Source organism: Micromonospora sp. NPDC049081 (assembly GCF_040648835.1).
In the GTDB taxonomy this organism is placed as follows: Bacteria; Actinomycetota; Actinomycetes; order Mycobacteriales; family Micromonosporaceae; genus Micromonospora; species Micromonospora antibiotica.
The window spans coordinates 466,372-489,308 of record NZ_JBEZEK010000002.1 but is presented as its reverse complement, the minus strand read 5'-3'; the positions used below and the strand labels follow the sequence as shown (position 1 = coordinate 489,308).

Sequence of the window (22,937 nt, the reverse complement as noted above, 5' to 3'; positions counted from 1 at the left end):
CCGAGACGTACGCCACCACCCGGCGTGTCGGCTGGCCGGGTGGTGGCGTCGGCATCTGGCGGATCACTTGGTCTTGTTACGGAACTCCGGGTGCTCCAGCAGGAAGGCGTCCAACTTCTCGTTGCCGAGGGCGGTGAAGAAGTCGTCGGCGACGGGCAGCAGCCGCTCGCCCCGGTAGCCGTTGCCGGTGCCGATCCCCTCCCCCGGCAGCTTGATCAACTCGACGTTCTCCGAGCGGATGCCCTTGAGCGCGATGGCGAAGTCGACCACGCTGCTGCCCCGGCCGTTGAAGGTCAGCGACTGACCGGCGGCCCGGATCACCCGGTCCAGCTTGATCGGGTTGGTCACCACGTCGGCGCTGAACGCCTGGCTGACCATCGCCTTGATGAACTGCTGCTGGTGGCGCTGCCGGCCGTAGTCGGCGTCGGGAACACCGTTGCGGGGGTAGCGCTGCCGGACGTAGTCCAGCGCCTGCCAGCCGTTGAGGTGCTGGTTGCCCTTCTTGTAGACCGCCTGCGGCCCGATGTAGCCCTCGCCGTACGGGTTGCCCTTGCGGTGCTTGCCGTTCGGCTCCCGGTGCTCGGACTTGACCTGACGCTCGATGTACATGTCGACGCCGCCCATCGCGTCGACGATCTTCTGGAAGCCGGTGAAGTTGATGATCGCCCCGGCGTCGAACCGCTCGATCCCGGTCGCCTTCTGCACGGTCTTGGCGAGCAGTTCGAAGCCCTGCGGGGCGCTGGGGTTCTTGCCCTCCACGATGCTGCCGAACGACATCGCCGCGTTGATCTTGCCGGAGCCGCCCCGGTAGCCGGCCTTGTCGAACTTGGGGATGTCGACGTAGAGGTCGCGCGGAACGGAGAAGATGTACGCCTGCTCCAGCGACTCCGGCACGTGCAGCACCATGATCGAGTCGGCCAGCGGCGGGGTCTTCGCGTCCCGGGGGTCGATCCCCACCAGCAGGATGTTCAACGGGCCCTTGACGTTGCTCTTGCGCTCCTGCGCCCCGGCCGCCTTGTCACCGAAGAGGTCGGCCTTGCCCACCGAGCCCTCGTAACGCGACAGCAGCGTCTCGTAGCCCACCAGGACCGCGCCGCTGAGCATCAGCAGCACGACCCCGAAGATGGTGCACACGCGCGCCCAGCGGGGCACCCCGGACCAGATCGAGCGCCTGCCGCTCTTGCCGGTCCTACCGACCGCGCCGGTCTCACCAACCGTGCCGGCCCTGCCGACCCCGCCGCCCTTACCGTCCCTGTCGCCCTTGCCGGCCTTGCCCACCAGCAGCTCCATTCGTCGCGCACGGGGACTCGTCACGAGGATTCGTCACGCCCACGAAGAGGAGACGGGCGTACCCGGTCGAAAAGTTGCATCGCGTCGACACCCGAACCCGAGAGTCGTTCTCGAAACGGTACCCCGCCTCCCGACCAGTCCTGCGCCCGGTAACCGGACACCGGCCCCCAGCAGGCACGACAACGGCCGAAGGCCACCCCGGCTCGCGCCGGGGTGGCCTTCGTGGGACGACTGTCGAGGGGCTCAGCCCTCCGACATCAGCTCCTTCGCCTTGCGCTCCAGGTCCTCCAGACCACCGCACATGAAGAAGGCCTGCTCGGGGAAGTGGTCGTACTCACCCTCGCTGATCTTCTTGAACGCCTCGATGGTCTCGGCGATCGCGACCGTCGAGCCCGGCACACCGGTGAACTGCTCGGCGGCGTAGGTGTTCTGGGAGAGGAAACGCTCGATCCGGCGGGCCCGGCCGACGGTGAGCTTGTCCTCCTCGGACAGCTCCTCGATGCCGAGGATCGCGATGATGTCCTGGAGGTCCTTGTAGCGCTGGAGGATGCGCTTGACCTCGGTGGCCACCGTGAAGTGCTCCTCGCCGACGAACTCCGGGGCGAGGATCCGGGACGAGGACGCCAGCGGGTCCACGGCCGGGTAGATGCCCTTGTCGGAGATCGACCGCTCCAGGTTGGTGGTCGCGTCCAGGTGGGCGAACGTGGTGGCCGGCGCCGGGTCGGTGTAGTCGTCGGCGGGCACGTAGATCGCCTGGAGCGAGGTGATGGCCTGGCCCCGGACGGAGGTGATCCGCTCCTGGAGCTCGCCCATCTCGTCGGCCAGGGTCGGCTGGTAACCCACCGCGCTCGGCATCCGGCCGAGCAGGGTGGAGACCTCGGAACCGGCCTGGGTGAAGCGGAAGATGTTGTCGATGAAGAGCAGCACCTCCTGCTTCTTGACGTCCCGGAAGTACTCGGCCATGGTCAGCGCCGACAGCGCCACCCGCAGCCGGGTGCCCGGCGGCTCGTCCATCTGGCCGTAGACCAGCGCGGTCTTGTCGATGACGCCGGACTCGGTCATCTCGGCGATGAGGTCGTTGCCCTCACGGGTGCGCTCACCCACGCCGGCGAAGACCGAGGTGCCACCGAAGTTCCGGGCCACCCGGGTGATCATCTCCTGGATGAGCACCGTCTTGCCCACGCCCGCGCCGCCGAACAGGCCGATCTTGCCGCCCTTGACGTACGGGGCGAGCAGGTCGATGACCTTGATGCCGGTCTCCAGCATCTCGGTCTTCGGCTCCAGGTCCGCGAAGGCCGGGGCCTTGCGGTGGATGCCCCACCGGTCGTCCGCGTCGAGCGTCTCGCCCTCGGTGAGGTTGAGGCACTCGCCGATGGCGTTGAAGACGTGGCCCTTGACGGCGTCGCCCACCGGGACGGTGATCGGGGAGCCGGTGTCGACCACCTCGGCACCCCGGACCAGGCCGTCGGTCGGCTGCATGGAGATGGCGCGGATCAGGTTGTCACCCAGGTGCTGGGCGACCTCCAGGGTCAGCGTCTTCTCACCACCGGAGAGGTTCACCTCGACGTGCAGGGCGTTGAACAGGGCCGGCATGCCGTCGCGCGGGAACTCGGCGTCGACGACCGGGCCGATGACCCGAACCACGCGACCGGTGGTCGTCCTGGTCTCTGCCGGTCCCCCGGCAACTGCGGATACAGTCATCACACTTCACTTCCCGACGCGGCCAGCGCGTTCGCGCCGCCGACGATCTCACTGATCTCCTGGGTGATCCCGGCCTGGCGGGCCGAGTTCATCTCACGCGTGTACTTCTCGATCATCTCTTCGGCGTTGTCGGTGGCGCTCTTCATCGCCCGCCGCCGGGCCGCCGACTCGCTCGCCGCCGACTCCAGCAACGCCGCGTAGATCCGCGTGTTGATGTACCTCGGCAACAGCGCGTCGAGCAGCGACTCCGCCTCCGGCTCGAACTCGTACGCCGGCAGCAGCCCCTCGGAGCGCGGCCGGTCCTCGACCTGCATCGGACCGATGATCTTGGTGACCGGGTTCTGCGTCATCAGGCTGTGGAACTCGGTGTAGACGATGTGCAACTCGTCGATGCCGAGCACGCCGTCCGGCCCGGCGTCACCGTCGGTGTCGTCGGCACCGGCGGTGAACGCCGCGATCAGCGTCTCGCCCACCTCACGGGCGTCGGCGAAGGTGGGCTGCTCCGAGAAGCCGGTCCAGTTCGCCGCGATCTCCCGGTTGCGGAACCGGTAGAACGTCAGGCCCTTGCGCCCGATGACGTAGAGCACCGGCTCCTTGCCGTCGGCGGTGAGCCGGGCGATCAGCGACTCGGCGGTCCTGATCGCGTTGGAGCTGTACCCACCGGCCAGGCCCCGGTCGGAGGTGACCAGCAGGACGCCGGCCCGCCGCACCCGCTCGCGCGGGGTGAGCAGCGGGTGGTCGATCCGGGCGTTCGAGGCCAACGCCGTGAGCACGCCGGTGATCGCCTGGGCGTACGGCAGGGACGCCGTCACCCGGGCCTGGGCCTTGGCGATGCGGCTCGTCGCCACGAGCTCCATCGCCTTGGTGATCTTCTTCATCCCCTTCGCCGAACGGATCCGTTGACGAAGAACGCGTACCTGGGCCGCCATGACTCAGCCCTACTGCTTCTCGGCGTCGCCGCCGGCGTAGCGGGTGACCGTCTCGCGGTCGGCCTCACCCTCCAGCGGCTTGGCGGGCGCGTCGTTGACTCGGTGCTCGTCGGCCTTGCCGAGGAAGACCTGCTTGAACTCGGCGATGGCCGAGTCGAGCGAGGCCGCGATGTCGTCGCCCCACTTGCCACCGGCGATCGAGGCCAGCACACCCTCATGCTTGTGCCGCAGGTACTGGAGGAACTCCGACTCGAAGCGACGGACCTCACCGACCGGGACGTCGTCCAGCTTGCCCTCGACGCCGGACCAGACCGAGACGACCTGCTCCTGCACCGGGTACGGCGAGTAGTTCGGCTGCTTGAGCAGCTCGACCAGCCGGGAACCCCGGTTCAGCTGGGCCTGCGAGGCCTTGTCCAGGTCGGAGGCGAAGGCGGCGAACGCCTCCAGCTCACGGAACTGGGCCAGGTTGAGCCGCAGCGAGCCGGAGACCTTCTTCATCGGCTTCATCTGCGCGGCGCCACCGACCCGGGAGACCGAGGTGCCGACGTTGATGGCCGGCCGGACGCCCTGGTTGAACAGGTCGGACTCCAGGAAGATCTGGCCGTCGGTGATCGAGATGACGTTGGTCGGGATGAAGGCCGAGATGTCGTTGGCCTTCGTCTCGATGATCGGCAGGCCGGTCATCGAGCCGCCACCCAGCGCGTCGGAGAGCTTCGCGCAGCGCTCCAGCAGGCGGGAGTGCAGGTAGAAGACGTCACCCGGGTACGCCTCACGGCCCGGCGGGCGACGCAGCAGCAGCGACACGGCCCGGTACGCCTCGGCCTGCTTGCTCAGGTCGTCGAAGACGATCAGGACGTGCTTGCCGCCGTACATCCAGTGCTGCCCGATGGACGAGCCGGTGTACGGGGCGAGGTACTTGAAGCCGGCCGGGTCGGACGCCGGGGAGGCCACGATGGTGGTGTATTCCAGCGCGCCCGCGTCCTCCAGGATGCCCTTGATCGAGGCGATCGTGGAGGCCTTCTGGCCGATGGCGACGTAGATGCAGCGGACCTGCTTCTTCGGGTCGCCGGAGCGCCAGTTGTCCCGCTGGTTGAGGATGGTGTCCAGCGCGACGGTGGTCTTGCCGGTCTTCCGGTCGCCGATGATCAGCTGCCGCTGGCCCCGACCGATCGGGGTCATGGCGTCGATCGCCTTGATGCCGGTCTGCAGCGGCTCGTCGACGGACTGCCGGGACATCACGTTCGGGGCCTGGAGCTCCAGCTCGCGGAAGCCCTCGTCGGCGATGTCGCCGAGGCCGTCGATCGGCTGGCCGAGCGCGTTGACCACGCGGCCGAGGAAGGCGTCGCCGACCGGGACGGAGAGCACCCGGCCGGTGCGCTTGACGCGCTGCCCCTCCTCCAGCTTGGCGGAGTCACCGAGAACGACGACACCGATCTCCCGCACGTCGAGGTTCAACGCCACGCCGAGCGTGCCGTCCTCGAACTCCAGGAGTTCGTTGGTCATGGTCGAGGGCAGGCCCTCGACGTGGGCGATGCCGTCACCGGTGTCGGCGACGGTGCCGACCTCCTCGCGGGAGACGTCGGTCGAGTAGGAGGAGACGTAGCGCTCCAGGGCGCCGCGGATCTCCTCCGTCGAGATGGTCAGCTCGGCCATCCTCTGCTTCCTTAAAATTCAGGGGCCCGGGATACCTAGTACCGACCGGTCCGAATGGCGTCGATCAAAGGGCGGCGAGGCCGCTGGTCAGCGCTGCACGAGCGCGTTGCGGGTCTCGTTGAGGCGGCGCAGGACGGTGCCGTCGTACAGGTCGGAACCGACCCGCACGCTCACCCCACCGAGCACCTCCGGGTCGACCGTCTGCTTGACGGAAACCTCTCGACCGTACATCGCGGAGAGGCGGGCACCGAGCCGTCGCTCGTCGGCCTCACTCAACGGGGCAGCCACGGTCACGTACGCGACCTGGCGGTCCCGCCGGTCGGCGGCCAGCTCGACCAGCCGGGTGAGCGCCCCGGTGAAGGAGCGTCCCCCGAACCCGCCGAGAGCCACCTCGACGAGGCGGACGGTGACCGGACGGGCCTTGCCGGCGAGCAGTTCCCGGGCCAGCGCGGCCCGCTGCCCGGCCGGGGCGATCGGGTCGGCCAGCGCCGCGGAGAGCGCGGACTGACCGGTGACCACCTGGCCGAAACGGAACAGCTCGTCCTCGACCTCACCGAGGTCGCCGGCGGAGTCGGCGCTGGCCAGCAGCGCCTCCACCCCGAGCCGCTCGGTGCCGTCGAGCAGCTCCGACGGTGCCGACCAACGGCCGGCGACCAGGCCGGACAGCAGGTCGAGCGCGTCCGCGCCGATCTTGCCGGCCAGGATGCCGGTGAGCAGCGCCGCACGGTCGTCGCCGCTGCGGGCCGGGTCGGACAGCGCCCGGCGCAGCCGCGGCTCACCCCGCAACAGGGCGGCGACGGCGAGGATGTCGTCGGCGGTGGAGGCCACCACCGACGGCTCCGCACCGCGGACGTACGCGTCGAGGCGCTCGGCCGCGATCGCGTACGACTCCCGGCTGGCGGCCTGCATCAGCGGGCCCCCGTGCTCTCGAGGTTGCTCAGGAACCGGTCGACGGTGCCCTTGCGGCGGGCCTCGTCGGCCAGCGACTCCCCGACGATCTTGCTGGCCAGGTCGACCGCGATGGTGCCCACCTCGGTACGCAGCTCGCGCACGATGGTGGCCCGCTCCGCGGCGAGCTGTTCCTTGCCGGCCGCGATGATCCGGTCGGATTCCTCCCGCGCCTTGCCGAGGATGTCCTGCCGGATGCCCTCCGCGTCGGCCCGGGCGTCGTCCCGGATCTTGGCAGCGTCGGTACGCGCCTCGGCGAGCTGCGCGCGGTACTGCTCGAGGAGCTGGTTGGCCTCGGCCTGGGCGGCCTCGGCGCGCTTGATGCCGCCCTCGATCGCGTCGACCCGGGCCTGGAACGTCTGTTCCATGCGGGGGAAGACGAACTTCATCAGGACGAAGCAGAGTACGGCGAAGGCGACGCTGCCGACCACGATCTCCTGCCAGATCGGGATGATCGGGTTGTGCGTCGACTCACCACCCTCAGCGGCGAGGAAGTACATGGATGACCTCCTGGTCTGCGGGGACTGGGTCAGCCGGCCCAGATGAAGCCGAAGGCGATGCCCAGCAGCGCGAGCGCCTCGATGACGGCGAAGCCGATCCAGACGTACGGCAGGGTCATCCGGGACGACTCCGGCTGGCGGGCGGTCGACTGGATGTAGGCGGCGAAGACCAGGCCGACGCCGATGCCCGGGCCGATGGCGGCGAGGCCGTAGCCGATGGCGGCGGTGCTGCCGGTGACCTCGGCGAGAACGCTAGCGTCCATGGGTGTGGTTCCTCCTGGGTATCTCGCGTGACTCTCACGCGGGACGACAACGGGTTGATGCGGTGGACCAGTGCTCGCTCGCGAGCCCCCGCCCGGTGGATCAGTGCTCGTCGGCGAGCGCGCCCTGCACGTAGCTTGCGGTGAGGACGGTGAAGACGTAGGCCTGCAGGCAGATGACCAGGAACTCGAGGAAGGTGAGCGCGATGGTCATCACCCAGGACAGCACCGAGACCGGCGCCAACCAGGCGTTGGCGCTGATCATCGCGAAGCCGCCGAGGGTGAAGACCAGCAGCAGCATGTGCCCGGCGAACATGTTGGCGAACAGACGCACGGCCAGCGAGAACGGCCGGACGATGAAGGTCGAGAAGAGCTCGATCGGGATCAGCAGCGGCAGGATGAACCAGGGTGCCGGCGGAACCAGAGAGTTCTTGAAGTACTTCACGAAGCCGTGCTGCCGGATGCCGATGTAGTTGAACAGCACGTAGCTGATCACCGCGAGGATCGCCGGGAAGGCGATGTGCGAGTTCGGCGAGATCTGGAACAGCGGCACGATCGCGAAGAAGTTGGTCAGCAGGACGAAGCAGAAGAGCGTGGTGAAGTACGGCGCGAACCGCACCCCCCGGTGCCCGAGCATGTCGACCGCGATGTTGTTGCGGACGAAGCCGTAGATCGACTCGGCGAGCCACTGCTTCTTGGTCGGGACCAGCTGCGGCTTCCGGTAGGTCGCCAGGAAGAAGATGATCAGGATGCCGGCCGCGACCCAGACCATCGCCGTGATCTTCGTGAACCAGTACGAGTCGTGCGCACCCCAGGGCAGGATGCTGGGCAGGTAGAAGTCCTCCACGCTGGGTGGGAATGCCGCCTGGCCCGCTGCCAGGACGTTCGCCTGTCCGAACACCGCGTCCCTTCCTAAGTAGGCGTGCCGAGCCGACGGACGACCAGGATGATCCCCCCGGCCATGCCGAGCACGACACCGATCCCGGTGGCGATGCCGCCGGAGTCGAGCCACTGGTCGACCAGCCAGCCGATGAAACCCCAGACGAGCATGCCCCCGATGAGGTACGAGAGCGCGGTCCAGCCCTGACCGGCGCCGGTCGGAACGTCGTCCGGACCGCCGGTGGGTTGGGGGGTTTGGTCACCAGCCATGACGGGGCGAACGATATCAGTCGGGAAGACGAGGCTGTGCCTCACCCCCCGCACAACCGTCGTTGTGTGGGCATCAGGCGGGCTCCATCGTCTGGGGGCACGCTACTCCCCTTCGGCCAGTGAGAGAATGACCGCACGCCGACAGTCGCCCACCCGTCCACCATGTGGGACGCCCGGTTCACGGTCGACGGGAATTCCCGCTGCTCAGCCACCAGATGTGCACTCCGGTCCAGACCGCCACGCCGGCGGCGATGCCGACACACAGCGGCACCAGGCCGTCCCAGCCGGTCGACGCCACCGCCACCATCACCACCCCCAGCAGGGTGAACTTGGCGATGTACAGGCCCAGCCCGAGCGGCAGCACCAACTGCGGGTTGATCGCGTCGGCCCAGGCCAGCACCACTGTGGTCAGGGTGTAGCTGAGCACGGTCACCGCCACCCCGGCCGCCGCGCCCGCCGCCGCGGCCCCGCCGCCGGTCAGCCCGCCGACCACCGCCGCGACCGCCCCCAACACCGCCGAGGCGGCCAGCAGCACCGGCAGGTGGCGCAACCGCCAGCCGCGTTCGTCGGCCACCTCCGGCGCGCGTACCCCCGGCTCAGCCACGCGGTCCCACCGGATCGCCGACCAGCCTGACCAGCTGCGGACCGGCGGCGTCGAGCCGGTCGGCGGCCGGCACCCACCAGGTGTGCTTCACGTTCTCCACAGCGAAAGAGTCTACGGAGCCGCACACTGGTGACCGTGAGATGCCTCGTCACCGGCGCGACCGGGTACATCGGCGGACGGCTCGCGCCCCGCCTGATCGCCGAGGGGCACCAGGTGCGCTGCCTGGCCCGCAAGGCCGGTCGGCTGCGCGACGTGCCCTGGGCGGCCCGCGCCGAGGTCACCGAGGGGGACCTGCGCAAACCCGAGACGCTGGCGGCCGCGTTCGCCGACGTCGACGTCGCGTACTACCTGGTGCACTCGCTCGGGCAGGGCGACTTCGAGGCCGCCGACCGGGAGGCCGCCACCAACTTCGCCGCAGCCGCCGCGGCAGCCGGCGTACGCCGCATCGTCTACCTCGGTGGGCCGGAGCCGGCGGGCGGCGACAGCGTGTCGTCGCCGCACCTGCGGTCCCGGGCCGAGGTGGCCCGGATCCTGCTGGCCGGCGACGTACCCACGGTGGTGCTGCGGGCCGCCGTGATCATCGGGTCCGGGTCGGCCTCGTTCGAGATGCTGCGCTACCTCACCGAACGGCTGCCGGCCATGATCACCCCCCGGTGGGTCCGCAACCGCATCCAGCCGATCGCCGTCCGGGACGTGCTGCGCTACCTGGTCGGCTGTGCCACCCTGCCACCCGAGGTGGACCGGGCCTTCGACATCGGTGGGCCGGACGTGCTCACCTTCCGGGAGATGATGCAGCGCTACGCGCAGGTCGCCGGCCTACGCCGCCGGATCATCGTGCCGGTCCGCCCGCTCACCCCGTCGCTCTCCTCGCACTGGGTGGGGCTGATCACCCCGGTGCCGAACGCCATCGCCCGGCCCCTGGTCGAGAGCCTGATCCACGAGGCGGTGACGCACGAACACGACATCGCCCGCTGGTTGCCCGACCCGCCGGGCGGGCTGACCGGCTTCGACGACGCCGTCGCGCTGGCCCTGACCAAGGTGCGCGACGCCGAGGTGGAGACCCGCTGGTCCAACGCGAGCGGCCCGGACGCGCCGGCCGAGCCGCTGCCGTCGGACCCGGACTGGTCCGGTGGCACGGTCTACACCGACGTACGGGAACGTGAGGTCGACGCCCCACCGGGCGCGCTCTGGCGGGTCATCGAGGGCGTCGGCGGCGAACACGGGTGGTACTCGTTCCCGCTCGCCTGGTCGGTGCGCGGCTGGCTGGACCGACTGGTCGGCGGGGTCGGACTGCGTCGGGGCCGACGCGACCCGCACCACCTCCAGGTCGGTGAGGCGCTGGACTTCTGGCGGGTGGAGGAGATCGTCCCCGGCGAGCTGCTGCGGCTGCGCGCCGAGATGCGGCTACCCGGTCGGGCCTGGCTGGAGCTGCGCGCCGAGCCGGCCGGCGCGGGCCGCAGCCGGTACGTCCAACGCGCCGTCTTCCTCCCCCGCGGCCTGCCCGGTCACCTCTACTGGCACTCGGTGGCACCCTTCCACGCCGTCATCTTCGGCGGCATGGCCCGCAACATCGCCAACCACGCCCCCACCCGCTGACCCCGCTCAGTTGCCGGTACGGGGGGCCGGGGCGGGGCGGTAGGTGATCGACTCGCCGGGTGGGACGAAGTCCCGGACCGGGGCATCGGCCAGGGCGGCGAACAGGATGCGGCCCACCGCGTCGACCATCCGGGACTGGACGGCGGCACCGACGGCGTCGCGCGGGTCGTCCGGGTTGGCGGCGATCTGGGCCACCGCGAGCTGCGGGGTGAAAGCCACCACCGACTCGGTCTCGTTCCGCTCCGAACTGCCGGTCTTGCCGGCCACCGGGCGACCCAGCCCCGTCCGGAGCTTCTCCGCCGTACCACCGTCGCACCGGCGGTACATCGACTGGTCGCCGACCGGGCAGCGGGCCGCGTCGGCGGCGGCCCGGGCCACCTCGGTGTCGACCACCTGCCGGCAGTCGGGCCGACCGGCGGCCACCTCATTCCCGGCGTTGTCCCTGATCGACACGACCGGCAGCGGCGCACACCAGGTCCCCTCGGCGGCCACCGTGGCGTACGCGTTGGCCAGGTCGAGCGGGGTGGTGGAGGAGACCCCCAGGGTGAACGCCCCCCAGTCGCGGGCCCCGGACCGGGCCAGTTCGGCGTCGTCGGCGGCGCGGAACCGGATGCCCAGCCGCTCGGCCATCTCCACCACCCGCTCCGCGCCGACCTGCTCGGTGAGCCAGGCGAAGTAGGTGTTCACCGAACGGCCGAAGGCGGTCCACATGGTGCGGTAGCCGTTCATCCACTCGGGGGTGGCGTTGGCCGGGCACCACCGGCCGCCGCAACTGGACCGGGCGTCGTCGGTCGGGAAGCGGGTCACGATCCGGCTGGGCGCGATGAAACCCGTCTCCAGGGGCCGCCCGGACTCCAGGGCGGCCAGCAGGGTGAACAGCTTGAACGTCGAGCCGGCCTGGTAGCCCTCGATGCCGCCGCCACCGGCGATCAGCTGGTTGACCGTGTTCGGATAGTTCCGCTGCCCGGCCGGGTTGGGGGTGACGCTGTAGTGGCGGTTCACCGCCAGGGCGAGCACCCGCCCGGTGCCGGGCTGGACCACCGCCACCGGTGCCGCCCGGGGATCGTCGACGTCGTAGATGTCGGTCGCCTGGCGGACGGCGGAACGCTGCACGGCCGGGTCGAGCGAGGAGACGATCCGGAAGCCGCCCCGGCGCAGGTTGTCCTGCCGTTCGGCGGCGGTGGCGCCGAAGGCGGGCTGGTCGCTCCACCACTGGGTGAACCAGTCGCAGAAGAAACCCCAGTCGTTGCGCTGCTCGGGCACGGCGGTGCAGTCGTTCGGCGTCCGGCTGGGGCGCAACGTCAGCGGCGCGTCCCGGGCCACCGCCGCGTCCTGCGCCGGCACCTGGGCCAACGCCACCATCCGGTCCAGCACGTACGAGCGGCGGGTCAGCGCCGCGTCGGCGTCGCCGTTGATCGGATCGTCGGTGTCCGGGGAGCGGACCAGCCCGGCCAGCAGCGTCGCCTGGGCCAGGGTCAGCCGGGCCGGGGTGGTGGAGAAGTACCGCTTGGCCGCCGCGGCGATGCCGTACGCCCCGGCACCGAAGTACGCGATGTTGAGGTAGCGGGTGAGGATCTCGTCCTTGGTGAGTTCCCGCTCCAGCGCCAGGGCGTACCGCATCTCCTGGAGCTTGCGGGCGGTGCTGATCTCGGTGGCCTTCTTCCGCTGCTCCTTGGTCAGCCGGGGATCGCTGCTGAGCACGTTACGGACGTACTGCATGGTCAGCGTGGAGGCACCCTGCCGGGCCCGGCCGTCGCGCTGGTTGGCGGTGAAGGCCCGGACCACGCCCCGCACGTCGACACCCCGGTGCTGGTAGAACCGGGCGTCCTCGGCGGCCACGATCGCCTGCCGCATCACCGGGGCGACCTTGGCCAGCGGCACGTCCACCCGGTCCTCGGTGTAGAACGAGGTGATCAGGGTGACGCCGTCGGCGGCGTAGAGGGTGGAGCGTTGGGCGGTGGGTGGGGTGCGCAGCGTGTTGGGCAGCTCGGCGTAGGAGGACGCCAGCCCGCCGAAGCCGATGCCGAACACCAGGGCGAGCGGCAGGGCGGCCGCCGCCAGCACCAGACCGGCGAGCACGCCGGCGATCAGCACGGTGAACACCTTGTCGAGGTGGGCCCGGATCATCAGTGCTCCCCGCAGGAGTCGTCAGGACCCGTTCAGCATGACCCGCAAAACCACCCGAACTCTCATCTTTCCCCGAAACCGGAGGAAGATCGCGAGAAGGACACGGCGCGCACTGCGGGACACGCCGCACCCATCACCCGCAGGAGACCGGCACCGCCACCCGCCGCAACCGGCGCGGCCGGGAGTCCGGCGCCCCGCCCGGAAGCCGGCGCAGCGAGAAGATCAGGGCAGCAGTGCCGAGGCGAGCGGGTGCACCGTCTCCTCGATCTCGTCGGCCACCCGGCTGAAGCACTGGTCACCCCGGCCCCACGGATCGTCCAGGTCGTCGGAGTGCAACGAGGCCGCCCCCTGCCGGGCCGCGTCGACCGCCGCCACCAGGGCCACCCCCCGGGCGTACACGGCGTCCGGGGTGGCCTGGGCCGATGGCAGAGCGGCCACGTCCACCGTGGCGAGCAGCCGGCCGAACTCCCCCAGCACGAAGGTGCGACCGGCCGCGTCCGGGCGCAACGCCACCACGTACTCCTGCTGGTCGGCGGTGGCGGTGAGGACGAGGTCGGCGGCGTCGATCAGGTCGGAACGCAGCTTGCGGGCGGCGAACCCGTCCACGTCACCACCGCGGCCCAGCACCTGCCGGGCGGCGGGCGGGTTCATCTCCTCCCCCGCGTGCCAGCCGCCGGTGCCGGCGCTGTGGCTGTGCAGCAACGCGTCCGAGCCGGCCGGGTCGACGCCGAGCCGGCCCAACCGCTCGCGGACGGCGAGCACCAGCAACCGCTCGGCCATCGGGGACCGGCAGATGTTGCCCATGCAGACGTGCAGGACGGTGAACGGCGGCACTCAGGCTCCCCGCTCGTCGAGGATGTCCGGCGCCACGTCACGGAGCTGGTCCAGGTTGATCGCGCCGACCCGGAGCAGCCGGGGCACCTCGGCGGTCAGGTCGACGATGGTGCTCGGCACCGGATCGGGGCACTCCCCGGCCTCCAGATAGACCCGCACCGAGTAGCTGAGCTGGTCGCGGGCCTGCTCGGCGGTCAGTGCCGCCGGCTGGCCCACCTTGTTGGCCGAGGCCACCGCCATCGGGCCGGTCTCCCGCAGCACCTCCAGCGCCACCGGGTGCAACGGCATCCGCACCGCGACCGTCCCGCTGGCGTCGCCCAGGTCCCAGGCGAGGCTCGGCGAGTGCTCCACCACGATGGTCAACGCCCCCGGCCAGAACGCCTCGACCAGGTCACGGGCCGCGCGGGGCAGCGAGAAGACCAGGCCGTCGAGGGTGTGCCGGGAACCGATCAACACCGGCGGCGCCGCCTGGCTGCCGCCCCGGGCATCGGAGAGGGCCTTCACCGCGTACGGGGTGAACGCGTCCGCGCCGATCCCGTAGACCGTGTCGGTGGGCAGAACGACCAGCTCGCCGTTCTTGACCGCCTCGATCGCCGCGGCGACACCGCGGTCCCGGTCGGCGGGCGACCGACAGTCGTAGAGCATCACGAGGAGCCAGTCTGCCACGCCGACGCCCGGACGGCGTGCGGGCCGTCCGACCGGCGGGACGCGGTGGCGAACCGGGCCCGCCCGGCCAGGTCCCGGTGGGCCCGCACCGCCGCGTACCGGCCGTCGGCGGTGAGCAGCGCCGGCACCGCCGCGCCGTGCGTGTCGTCGTGCTCGACGCCCAGCTCACCCCCGGGTCGCAGCAGTTCGGCCGCCCGGCGCAGCACCGGCCGCAACACCGTCAACCCGTCCGCCCCGCCGAACACCGCCTCGTCCGGGTCGTAGCCGGCGACCTCCGGCGGGACCGCCACCGCACGCGGCACGTACGGCGGGTTGCACAGCAGCACGTCCACCGCGCCGACCAGGTCGGCGAGCAGCCCCGCATCGGTGACGTCGGCCACCACCACCTCGACCGGCCGGTCCCCGGCGGCGGCCCGCTCGGCGGCGTTGCGGCGCAGCCAGGGCAGCGCGGCCGGGGACCGCTCCACCGCCACCACCCGGGCCGCCGGCACCTCCTGGGCCACCGCCAGCGCGATCGCCCCCGAACCGCTGCACAGGTCGACCACCACCGGGGCGTCCCGGGTCAGCGCCCGCTCGATCCCCCAGCCGGCCAGCAGCTCCGTCTCCGGGCGGGGCACGAAGACCCCCGGCCCGACCGCCAGCTCCAGGTGCCGGAAACCGGCCCGGCCGGTCAGGTGCTGCAACGGCTCACGGTCGGCCCGCCGGGCCACCAGCGCCTCGTAGCGGGTCCGCTGGGCGTGGGTGAAGCCGTCGGACAGCACGAGCCGCCCCCGGGGCACCTCCAGCACGTACGCGGCGAGCTGCTCCGCCTCGGCGCGGGCCGACGCCACCCCGGCGGCGGCGAGGGTACGGGCGGCTCGGGCCACCACGGGCGAAGTCCGCTCGCGTTCTGTCCCTTCGGACGGGTGGCGCGGGAGTGAGGTCACGCCATAATCATGAGGCGTCGTCGGCCGCGCCACGAGTGGGTGCGGCCGGGCGCACACCGACGGGAGGTTCGCCAGGTGGGGTGGCTCGACCGGGTCGATGACCAGGTTGACGCCCTGACCCATGCCCGCGACCTCCAGGAGGCCAGCCGCTCGGCCGAGGCGGTCGGGGTCCTCGACCGGGTGCTGCGCACCACCGCCGACCCGTACACGAAGGCCGACGCGCTGGTGCAGCGGCTCTGCGCGCTGATCAACCTCGGCCGGACGGCCGAGTTCACCCGGGCCATCGAGGAGGCGTCCGGGGCCGTGCGGGACCTCCCCGAGCCCTACCTGCACGGGCACCTCAACGCGCTGGCCGCGTTGGCCGCGCACCACCAGGGCGCCCTGGACCGCTGCGTCATGCACCTGGTCCGGGCCTCGCGGGCGCTCAAGGCGGCGGAGGACCGGGACCGGGACACCGCCTGGGGCTGGCACGACCTGGCGATGGCCTACTCCTACCTGAGCTTCCACGGTCACGCGTTGGGCGCGATCGAACGGGCCCGCCAGCACGGTGCCGCCGCCGGCATCCCCGAGGAGACCTTCGCCGCCCCGGGCATCCGGCTGCGCAACGCCGTCGCCCTGGACCACAACGGGGACAGCGACGGCTGCCTGCGGGTGCTCCGCGACATCGCGGCCGACCTGGCGCGGTTCGTCGCCGACGGCCGGGCCGACCGGCTGCGCCCGAGCAGCCTCGCCGCGTACGGCTACGCGGCGGTCCGCCGGGCGGCGCTCGGCGATCCGGTGCCGGTCGGCCCGGAGCCGGCCCGACTGCTCGACCACAGCGGGGACAGCGCCCGGGCCCGGGACATGCGGCAACTCGGCCATGTCTGCCTGGCGGTCGCCGACGGACGCCCGATCGAGGCGATCACCCGACTGGACTCGGCCCGGGTGTCGGCCGAGACGCTCGGCGCGGCGGAACCGTCCCGGCTGCGCAGCATCGCCTTCTCCCGGGCCGGTGACCACGCCGCCGCGCACCGCGCCGACCGGATGGCGTTCCGGCTGGCCGGGCAGCGCAACGACCGGCTGCGGGACGTCTACATCGACGGCATCGCGTTGCGCATCGACCACGAGGAGATGCGCCGGGAGGCGGCCCGCTACGAGGGTGAGGCGCTGACCGACCCGCTCACCGGGCTGCCCAACCGGCGTCAGTTGGAGCGGCACATCGCCTCGGTGGTGTCCCGGGGCGAGCGGGTGGTGATCGGCGTCTGCGACCTGGACGGCTTCAAGGCGGTCAACACCCACCACGGCCACCACTCCGGCGACCTGGTGCTGCAACGCATCGCCGGGGTGATCAACCGGGTGATGCGCCGGGGCGACTTCGTGGCCCGCTACGGCGGCGACGAGTTCGTGGTGGTGCTCTCCGGGGCCGGCATGGCCGAGGCCGCCGAGGTGACCCGCCGGATCGACGCGGCCGTGCGCACCGAGGACTGGGAGTCGCTGGTGCCCGGCACTCCGGTCGGGTTGAGCATCGGCTTCGCCGAGGTCAGCGGCACCGGGACCGCGCTACGCGACGCCCTCGGCGCCGCGTTCGAGATCGCCGACCGGGAGATGCTGCGGGCCAAGAACCGCACCCGCGCCTCCTGACCGCGCCGGGGACGGCCCGGGTGACCCGGCCCGGTAACGACGGGCCCGGTGCCGGGCCCGCCGGTGGCGGGGCGCGGTCAGCGGCGGGTCAGCTCGGTGTCGCCGGCCAGCCGGGCGGCCCGGTCGGCCTCGGTGAGGGCATCGAGGACCCCGTCCAGTTCCCCGGCGAGCGCCAGGTCGAGGTTGTACGCCGTGTAGCCGATCCGGTGGTCGGTGATCCGGTTCTGCGGGAAGTTGTAGGTGCGGATCCGCTCCGAACGGTCCACGGTGCGCACCTGCGCCCGGCGGGCGTCCGAGGCGGCGGCGTCGGCCTGCTCCTGGGCCACCGCCAGCAACCGGGCCCGCAGGATGCGCATCGCCTGCTCCCGGTTCTGCAGTTGGGACTTCTCGTTCTGGCAGGAGACCACCACCCCGGTCGGCAGGTGGGTGATCCGTACCGCCGAGTCGGTGGTGTTCACCGACTGGCCGCCCGGCCCGGACGAGCGGAACACGTCGATGCGCAGCTCGTTGGGGTCGATGGTGACGTCGACGTCCTCGGCCTCGGGCAGCACCAGGACGCCGGCCGCGCTGGTGTGGATGCGGCCCTGCGACTCGGTGACCGGGACCCGCTGGACCCGGTGCACGCCACCCTCCCACTTCAGCCGGGACCAGACGCCGTTGCCGCCGTCCGGAACCCCCTTGGTCTTGATCGCCAACGAGACGTCCTTGACCCCGCCGAGGTCGGAGTCCTGCGCGTCGATCACCTCGGTCAGCCACCCGTGCCGCTCGGCGTAGCGGGTGTACATCCGCAGCAGGTCCCCGGCGAACAGCGCGGACTCCTCGCCGCCCTCGCCGGCCTTGATCTCGATGATCACGTCCTTGGCGTCGTGCGGGTCCCGGGGGATCAGCAGCTCGGCCAGCCGCTCCTCCAGTGCCGGCAGGGTCGCCGCGATGGAGTCCGCCTCATCGGCGAACGCCGGGTCCTCGGCTGCCAGCTCCCGGGCCGCGACCAGGTCGGCGCGGGTCTGCGCCAGCTCGTCGGCGGCCTTGTGCAGCGGCACCAGCGCGGCGTAACGACGACCGACCCGACGGGCGGTGTTCTGGTCGGCGTGGATGGCCGGGTCGGCCAGCCGCTTCTCCAGCTCGGCGTACTCGTCGAGGAGGGCGGCCAGGCGCTCGCTGCTCATGTGGGGGGCTCCTTCGACGGATCCGGTGCAGAGGGAAGGCTGAGGCGAAAAGTAGGACGTAACGGACGACGCCCGCGTCCGGCACGGGGCCGGACACGGGCGTCGTCGATGGAGCTACTTGGCCTTCTTCGCCTGAATCTTGGCGTACTTCTGCTGGAACTTGGCGACCCGGCCGGCGGTGTCGAGGACGCGCTGCTTGCCGGTGTAGAACGGGTGGCAGGCGCTGCAGGTCTCGACCGAGATCGAACCGCCCTTGGCGGTGCTGCGGGTCGTGAAGGAGTTGCCGCAGGAGCACTTGACCTCGGTCGTCGTGTACTCCGGGTGGATGTTGGGCTTCATGTCGCCTCGGTCCTTTCGTCAGGTGGTCGCCGGGTCGCCGCTGATCCCCCGTCGCCTGGTGCGCGACGGACTCGGGCGTGAACCGGAACCGGTGGCCGATTGACCAGTGTGCCATGGGCGTGAGCCGACCCGACGGGCGGGCCACACGATCGGTCCGGCAGTCGTAACGCCGGCCCACCACCCGGCATTCCCGCTGCTCGCGCCCGCCATTCCTGCCCCGGCGCACCGACCGGCCGGGCGGGCTCCTCCCCCAGGTTCAGGAGCCCGCCCGGCCGGACGCCGGGCGGCGTACGCCTCCCCAGGTCTGCGCCGCCCTCCGGTGGCCGGCCCGGCCGGATCGGCCGGGAACCGCACCTCCAGTCAACCCGGCGGCGCACACAACTTTCAAGAGCTGCCAGGTCTGCCGAAAGAAAAGTCCACCGACGGGGATTCCCACCTACAGGATTCCGGGGTACGACGAAGGGCACGGCCGGAGCGGCCGTGCCCTTCGTCATGGTCTCACCCGGGAGGGGTCACTCCCCCGGCGTCGACTTGGCGATCTGCATCAGGAACTCGATGTTGGTGCGGGACTGCTTGAGCCGGTCGAGCAGCAGGTCCAGCGCCGCCTGCGAGTCCAGCGAGTGCAGGACCTTGCGGAGCTTGTGGATGATGGCCAGCTCCTCCGGCGCGAGCAGGATCTCCTCCTTGCGGGTACCCGAGGAACTGACGTCCACCGCCGGGAAGGTCCGCTTGTCGGCGATCTTCCGGTCCAGCTTCAGCTCCGCGTTGCCGGTGCCCTTGAACTCCTCGAAGATGACCGTGTCCGCCATCGACCCGGTCTCCACCAGCGCGGTGGCGAGAATGGTCAGCGATCCGCCGTTCTCGATGTTGCGGGCCGCACCCAGGAAGCGCTTCGGCGGGTAGAGCGCGGTGGAGTCGATACCACCGGACATGATCCGCCCGGAGGCCGGCGCCGCCAGGTTGTACGACCGGCCGAGCCGGGTCACCGAGTCGAGCAGCACGACCACGTCGTGCCCCAGCTCGACCAGGCGCTTGGCCCGCTCGATCGCCAACTCCGCCACCGTGGTGTGGTCCTGCGGCGGACGGTCGAACGTGGCCGCGATGACCTCGCCCTTCACCGAACGCTGCATGTCGGTGACCTCTTCGGGCCGCTCGTCGACCAGCACCACCATCAGGTGGCACTCCGGGTTGTTGTGGGTGATCGCGTTCGCGATCGCCTGGAGCACCATCGTCTTACCGGCCTTGGGCGGCGACACGATCAGCGCCCGCTGCCCCTTGCCCAACGGCATGACCAGGTCGATCACCCGGGTGGTCAGGATGTGCGGCTCGGTCTCCAGCCGCAACCGCTCCTGCGGGTAGAGCGGGGTCAGCTTGTAGAACTCGGGACGACGCCTCGCCTCGTCCGGCTCCATGCCGTTGATGGTGTCCAACCGGACCAGCGGGTTGTACTTGTCCCGCCGCTGGTCACCGCTGGCGCTGCTGTCCCGGGTGGCCCGGACGGCTCCGGTGATCGCGTCACCCCGGCGCAGACCGTACTTCTTGATCTGCGACATGGAGACGTACACGTCGTTCGGGCCGGCCAGGTAGCCGGTGGTCCGGACGAAGGCGTAGTTGTCGAGCACGTCGATGATCCCGGCCACCGGGACCAGCACCTCGTCCTCGCCGACCTGCGGCTCACGGCTGCCGCCGCCGTTGTCGTTGCCGCCCTCGACCCGGTCGCCCCGGCCACGCCGGCGGTCCCGGAACCGGCTGCGCCGACCCCGCCGGCCACCGCCCTCGTCGTCATCCGAGTCGTCGCGGTTGTCGCGGTTGTCGCGCTGACCACGCTCGCCCCGGTCGTTGCGGTCGGACCGCTCGCCCCGGTCGCCCCGGTCGTTGCGGTCACCCCGGTCGGACCGCTCGTTGCCGCCGCGCTCGGCCCGCTCGCCACGGTCGCCGCCCGTCCGCTCGGCCCGGTCGTTACCGGCCCGCTCGGCCCGGTCGTTGCCGGCCCGCTCGACCCGGTCATTGCCGGCCCGCTCGCCACGGTCGTTACCGGTACGGCCGGCGCGGTCGTTGTCCGTCCGCTCGACCCGGTCGCTGCCGGCCCGCTCACCACGGTCGCTGCCGGCCCGCTCACCACGGTCGTTACCGGTCCGCTCGCCACGGTCGTTACCGGTCCGCTCGGCCCGGTCCACGCCGGTCCGCTCGCCACGGTCCCGACCGCTGCGTCCCTCGGCCCGCTCGGGACGCTCGCCGGCCTCGACCGGTGCCTCCTCGGTACGGGTCTCGACGGGTCGGGCCTCGGCGGCCCGTGGCTCGGCGGCCGGCCGGGCCTCCGCGGTGCTGGCCCGGCTACGCCGGGTCCGGGTCCGACCCTCGGTCTCACCGGTGGCGGCAGGGGTCGCCGACGCCGGCTCGGTGGCCCGCTCCGGGGTGGTCACCTCGGCGCGCACCTCCTCCCGGACGGGGGCAGCCGCAGCAGCAACCTCGGCCCGCGGTCGAGGGGTGCCGGTCGCGGCGCCGCCCTGCTGCCGCTCGGAGATCGCGCTGATCAGCTCGCCCTTGCGCATGCGGGCGGTCCCGGAGATGCCGAGCGACGCGGCCAGGCTCTGCAGCTCCGGCAGCAGCATCGCCGACAGGCCGGTGCCGCTGCGCCGACGGCGGGCGGGGGCGGCGGTGGTGGCATCGCCAGCGACGTTGGAAACATCCGACGTCACGTCGGTGGTGTCGCTCAATGGAATCCTTCCCTCGATAGGCCGGGACTGCCCGGGATCGACAAGCAAGGTGGCCGGGCGGCCTCGGTGCACCCGCCTCGCATGACGCGTCGCGGGAGTCTGTGGCACAGCAGCCGGGCGGTTTCCCAACTCACCAACGTCGGTGAGCAGGTCTCGCCGTCTGCGGCGACCTGCGGAAACTACGGTGCGGCGTGGGCCTTTGGCAGGGGTGGCGGGCTGACCGCCGAGAGCTTCGGGGTGCGCCGACCCGCAGAGAGATCGCGTGCTTCGCGGCTGTGCTGAGTCTAGAGCGTAATCAACTCTTCCGACCTGCGGCAACAGGGCCCCGCTCGGCGTGTCCCAGTCTACCCCGTACGACCGTCGCTCCGCGCGCCTCTACCGGCAACCGCCAGACTTCCCATTCTGTTCCCTCGGTGAACCCCGCGGGCGGCTCGGTGAACGCCAGCACGGTGGGGCCCGCCCCACTGACCACGGCCGCCACACCAGCCGCTCGCAACGCACTGACCAGGGCAGCCGTCTGCGGCATTCCCGGCGCGCGGTAATCCTGGTGCAGCCGGTCGACGGTGGCCGGCAGCAGCAACGTCGGCTCGGCGGTCACCGCGTGCACCAGCAACGCCGACCGGCCCGCGTTCAGCGCCGCGTCCCCGTGCGGGACGGTCGACGGGAGGGCCGCCCGTGCGGTGGCCGTCAGACCCCGCTGCGCCGGTACGAAGACCGTGGGGCGGACCCCGGCCGCCACCGGCAGCGAGACCGCCCGGCCGCCACCCGGCTCGGTCCAGGCGATGGTGAACCCGCCGAGCAGGCAGGGCGCGACATTGTCCGGATGGCCCTCGATCTCGGCGGCCAGCCGCAGCACGGCGTCGTCGTCGAGCCGCTGCGCGCCGTCGGTGACCAGCGCCCGGGCCAGCAGCACCCCGGCCACGATCGCCGCCGAGGAAGACCCCAGGCCCCGTGCCTGCGGGATCCGGTTGACGCACTCCAGCGCCAGCCCGGGCGGCTGCCCACCGAGCAGGTCGAAGGCGGCCCGCATGGCGACCACCACCAGGTGCCGGTCGTCCTGCGGCAGCTCACCGGCCCCCTCACCGGTCACCGCCACCCGGACGTCGGTCGAGGTCACCTCGGCGGACACGTCGTCGTACAGGGCGAGGGCGAGCCCGAGGGCGTCGAACCCGGGGCCCAGGTTGGCGCTGGTCGCGGGCACCCGCACCCGCACCGGCCCGGAGGCGAAAGTCGTCGGCACCGGCTCATGCTAGGGCCCGGGGCCGACGACGCACCCGCTCGCCCGGCCGGTGGGACTGGATCGGCTCGGTTAGCCTGACGCCGATCTATCAGCCGCTCAGGAGGCGACGTGGGAATGTTCGGTTACCGGATCACGCAGTTGGTGGGGCACCTTCCCGTGCTGGTCACGCTGCTCGTCGTCCTGGTGCTCGCCGCCACCGCCCGCCGCCGGCTGCCCGGCCGGGCCCGGTCGTTGCTGATCGCCGGGGCCGCTGTCCTGCTGCTGGTGGAGCTGTTCAACACCGCCTGGGTGGCGGCCCTGCCCGAGCTGATCCGGGCCCGGGTCCGCTCCGGCGGGATGCGGCAGTTCGAGCTGATGAACCTCGCCGCCAGCACGGTCAGCTGGATCGGCTACCCGATCGGCCTGGGCCTCGTCGTCGCCGCCGTGTTCGCCGGCCGCGCCGCGAGCCACGCCCCCGGCCAACCGTGGGGTGCCTGGACGCCCCCGGCCGGATCCGCCGCCGGCCAGCCGTCCGGCTTCGCCGCCGGCCACCCGGGCATCGGCCACTCGACCTCCGGACACCCAGCCACCGGCCAACCGGGCCCCGGCCCCGTGGTGCCGGGCCAGGCCGCCCCCTGGGGCGGGAGCGACCGGCCGCCGGCCGCACCGCCACAGGGCGACCGGGTCGACTGA

At 71.8% G+C, this 22,937-nt stretch carries 21 protein-coding genes; 3 read left to right on the top strand and 18 right to left on the bottom strand.

The features are described 5' to 3' along the window. Positions 1-63 precede the first annotated feature (63 nt). The 10 genes from AB0B63_RS06010 to AB0B63_RS05965 all read right to left on the bottom strand — a co-directional run bounded on the left by AB0B63_RS06010 (position 64) and on the right by AB0B63_RS05965 (position 9,034). Positions 64-1,314: an LCP family protein gene (locus AB0B63_RS06010; RefSeq protein ID WP_357014963.1), complete on the bottom strand. Its 1,251-nt coding sequence runs from the start codon at positions 1,312-1,314 to the stop codon at positions 64-66. A gap of 219 nt (positions 1,315-1,533) precedes the next feature. Beyond that, positions 1,534-2,991, bottom strand: a complete 1,458-nt coding sequence (gene atpD, locus AB0B63_RS06005; protein WP_357014959.1) for a F0F1 ATP synthase subunit beta — start codon at positions 2,989-2,991, stop codon at positions 1,534-1,536. Beyond that, positions 2,991-3,920: a F0F1 ATP synthase subunit gamma gene (locus tag AB0B63_RS06000; protein ID WP_208568409.1), complete on the bottom strand. Its 930-nt coding sequence runs from the start codon at positions 3,918-3,920 to the stop codon at positions 2,991-2,993. The genes atpD and AB0B63_RS06000 overlap by 1 nt, the downstream gene beginning before the upstream one ends. Before the next feature lie 9 nt (positions 3,921-3,929). Beyond that, on the bottom strand, positions 3,930-5,573 hold the full coding sequence (gene atpA / locus AB0B63_RS05995; RefSeq protein WP_219464442.1) for a F0F1 ATP synthase subunit alpha: 1,644 nt from the start codon (positions 5,571-5,573) through the stop codon (positions 3,930-3,932). An 87-nt stretch (positions 5,574-5,660) separates the two neighbouring features. After that, complete coding sequence (locus tag AB0B63_RS05990) at positions 5,661-6,482, bottom strand: F0F1 ATP synthase subunit delta (RefSeq protein WP_208568407.1); 822 nt, start codon at positions 6,480-6,482, stop codon at positions 5,661-5,663. Continuing rightward, on the bottom strand, positions 6,482-7,021 hold the full coding sequence (locus AB0B63_RS05985; RefSeq protein ID WP_208568406.1) for a F0F1 ATP synthase subunit B: 540 nt from the start codon (positions 7,019-7,021) through the stop codon (positions 6,482-6,484). The genes AB0B63_RS05990 and AB0B63_RS05985 overlap by 1 nt, the downstream gene beginning before the upstream one ends. 29 nt (positions 7,022-7,050) lie before the next feature. Next, on the bottom strand, positions 7,051-7,284 hold the full coding sequence (locus AB0B63_RS05980) for an ATP synthase subunit C (protein ID WP_067312849.1): 234 nt from the start codon (positions 7,282-7,284) through the stop codon (positions 7,051-7,053). Positions 7,285-7,384: 100 nt separating this feature from the next. Next, a complete protein-coding gene (gene atpB, locus AB0B63_RS05975) occupies positions 7,385-8,182 on the bottom strand; it encodes a F0F1 ATP synthase subunit A (protein ID WP_208568405.1) in 798 nt (265 codons plus the stop codon). 11 nt (positions 8,183-8,193) lie between these two features. Continuing rightward, entirely contained in the window at positions 8,194-8,430 is a 237-nt protein-coding gene (locus AB0B63_RS05970) for an AtpZ/AtpI family protein (RefSeq protein ID WP_208568404.1), read from the bottom strand. A 178-nt stretch (positions 8,431-8,608) separates the two neighbouring features. Further along, positions 8,609-9,034 (bottom strand): hypothetical protein, encoded by a 426-nt coding sequence (locus tag AB0B63_RS05965; protein WP_208568403.1) that lies wholly within the window; start codon positions 9,032-9,034, stop codon positions 8,609-8,611. Positions 9,035-9,169: 135 nt separating this feature from the next. On the opposite strand from AB0B63_RS05965, the gene AB0B63_RS05960 reads away from it, so the two are divergent. Beyond that, the gene (locus tag AB0B63_RS05960) at positions 9,170-10,630 is read left to right on the top strand and encodes an SDR family oxidoreductase (protein ID WP_357014950.1); all 1,461 of its coding nucleotides are present in this window, start codon (positions 9,170-9,172) and stop codon (positions 10,628-10,630) included. A 6-nt stretch (positions 10,631-10,636) separates the two neighbouring features. On the opposite strand, the gene AB0B63_RS05955 is transcribed toward AB0B63_RS05960, so the two are convergent. The 4 genes from AB0B63_RS05955 to prmC all read right to left on the bottom strand — a co-directional run bounded on the left by AB0B63_RS05955 (position 10,637) and on the right by prmC (position 15,183). Continuing rightward, on the bottom strand, positions 10,637-12,757 hold the full coding sequence (locus AB0B63_RS05955; RefSeq protein ID WP_357014947.1) for a transglycosylase domain-containing protein: 2,121 nt from the start codon (positions 12,755-12,757) through the stop codon (positions 10,637-10,639). Positions 12,758-12,979: 222 nt separating this feature from the next. Next, entirely contained in the window at positions 12,980-13,591 is a 612-nt protein-coding gene (locus AB0B63_RS05950; RefSeq protein ID WP_219464446.1) for a phosphotyrosine protein phosphatase, read from the bottom strand. Beyond that, on the bottom strand, positions 13,592-14,236 hold the full coding sequence (locus AB0B63_RS05945) for an L-threonylcarbamoyladenylate synthase (protein ID WP_357015168.1): 645 nt from the start codon (positions 14,234-14,236) through the stop codon (positions 13,592-13,594). Further along, positions 14,236-15,183: a peptide chain release factor N(5)-glutamine methyltransferase gene (gene prmC / locus AB0B63_RS05940; RefSeq protein WP_357014944.1), complete on the bottom strand. Its 948-nt coding sequence runs from the start codon at positions 15,181-15,183 to the stop codon at positions 14,236-14,238. The genes AB0B63_RS05945 and prmC overlap by 1 nt, the downstream gene beginning before the upstream one ends. 75 nt (positions 15,184-15,258) lie before the next feature. On the opposite strand from prmC, the gene AB0B63_RS05935 reads away from it, so the two are divergent. Continuing rightward, a complete protein-coding gene (locus tag AB0B63_RS05935; protein WP_208568398.1) occupies positions 15,259-16,803 on the top strand; it encodes a GGDEF domain-containing protein in 1,545 nt (514 codons plus the stop codon). 77 nt (positions 16,804-16,880) lie between these two features. Here the strand turns inward: AB0B63_RS05935 and prfA are convergent, their stop codons facing one another. The 4 genes from prfA to thrB form a co-directional block, all read right to left on the bottom strand. Then, entirely contained in the window at positions 16,881-17,969 is a 1,089-nt protein-coding gene (prfA, locus tag AB0B63_RS05930; RefSeq protein ID WP_208568397.1) for a peptide chain release factor 1, read from the bottom strand. 114 nt (positions 17,970-18,083) lie between these two features. Next, positions 18,084-18,308: a 50S ribosomal protein L31 gene (gene rpmE / locus AB0B63_RS05925; protein ID WP_208568396.1), complete on the bottom strand. Its 225-nt coding sequence runs from the start codon at positions 18,306-18,308 to the stop codon at positions 18,084-18,086. A 512-nt stretch (positions 18,309-18,820) separates the two neighbouring features. Then, entirely contained in the window at positions 18,821-21,025 is a 2,205-nt protein-coding gene (gene rho / locus AB0B63_RS05920) for a transcription termination factor Rho (RefSeq protein WP_357014940.1), read from the bottom strand. Between the two features lie 295 nt (positions 21,026-21,320). Beyond that, positions 21,321-22,265, bottom strand: a complete 945-nt coding sequence (gene thrB / locus AB0B63_RS05915; protein WP_208568394.1) for a homoserine kinase — start codon at positions 22,263-22,265, stop codon at positions 21,321-21,323. Positions 22,266-22,373: 108 nt separating this feature from the next. Between thrB and AB0B63_RS05910 the strand changes: the two genes are divergently transcribed. Beyond that, positions 22,374-22,937: a hypothetical protein gene (locus AB0B63_RS05910; RefSeq protein WP_357014938.1), complete on the top strand. Its 564-nt coding sequence runs from the start codon at positions 22,374-22,376 to the stop codon at positions 22,935-22,937.

What these genes read in the sequence shown, in the direction of transcription:
- atpD (WP_357014959.1), bottom strand. Translation starts at nt 2,991, where the DNA reads ATGACTGTATCCGCAGTTGCCGGGGGACCGGCAGAGACCAGGACGACC.
- AB0B63_RS06000 (WP_208568409.1), bottom strand. Translation starts at nt 3,920, where the DNA reads ATGGCGGCCCAGGTACGCGTTCTTCGTCAACGGATCCGTTCGGCGAAG.
- atpA (WP_219464442.1), bottom strand. Translation starts at nt 5,573, where the DNA reads ATGGCCGAGCTGACCATCTCGACGGAGGAGATCCGCGGCGCCCTGGAG.
- AB0B63_RS05990 (WP_208568407.1), bottom strand. Translation starts at nt 6,482, where the DNA reads ATGCAGGCCGCCAGCCGGGAGTCGTACGCGATCGCGGCCGAGCGCCTC.
- AB0B63_RS05985 (WP_208568406.1), bottom strand. Translation starts at nt 7,021, where the DNA reads ATGTACTTCCTCGCCGCTGAGGGTGGTGAGTCGACGCACAACCCGATC.
- AB0B63_RS05980 (WP_067312849.1), bottom strand. Translation starts at nt 7,284, where the DNA reads ATGGACGCTAGCGTTCTCGCCGAGGTCACCGGCAGCACCGCCGCCATC.
- AB0B63_RS05970 (WP_208568404.1), bottom strand. Translation starts at nt 8,430, where the DNA reads ATGGCTGGTGACCAAACCCCCCAACCCACCGGCGGTCCGGACGACGTT.
- AB0B63_RS05955 (WP_357014947.1), bottom strand. Translation starts at nt 12,757, where the DNA reads ATGATCCGGGCCCACCTCGACAAGGTGTTCACCGTGCTGATCGCCGGC.
- AB0B63_RS05945 (WP_357015168.1), bottom strand. Translation starts at nt 14,236, where the DNA reads ATGCTCTACGACTGTCGGTCGCCCGCCGACCGGGACCGCGGTGTCGCC.
- prfA (WP_208568397.1), bottom strand. Translation starts at nt 17,969, where the DNA reads ATGAGCAGCGAGCGCCTGGCCGCCCTCCTCGACGAGTACGCCGAGCTG.
- rpmE (WP_208568396.1), bottom strand. Translation starts at nt 18,308, where the DNA reads ATGAAGCCCAACATCCACCCGGAGTACACGACGACCGAGGTCAAGTGC.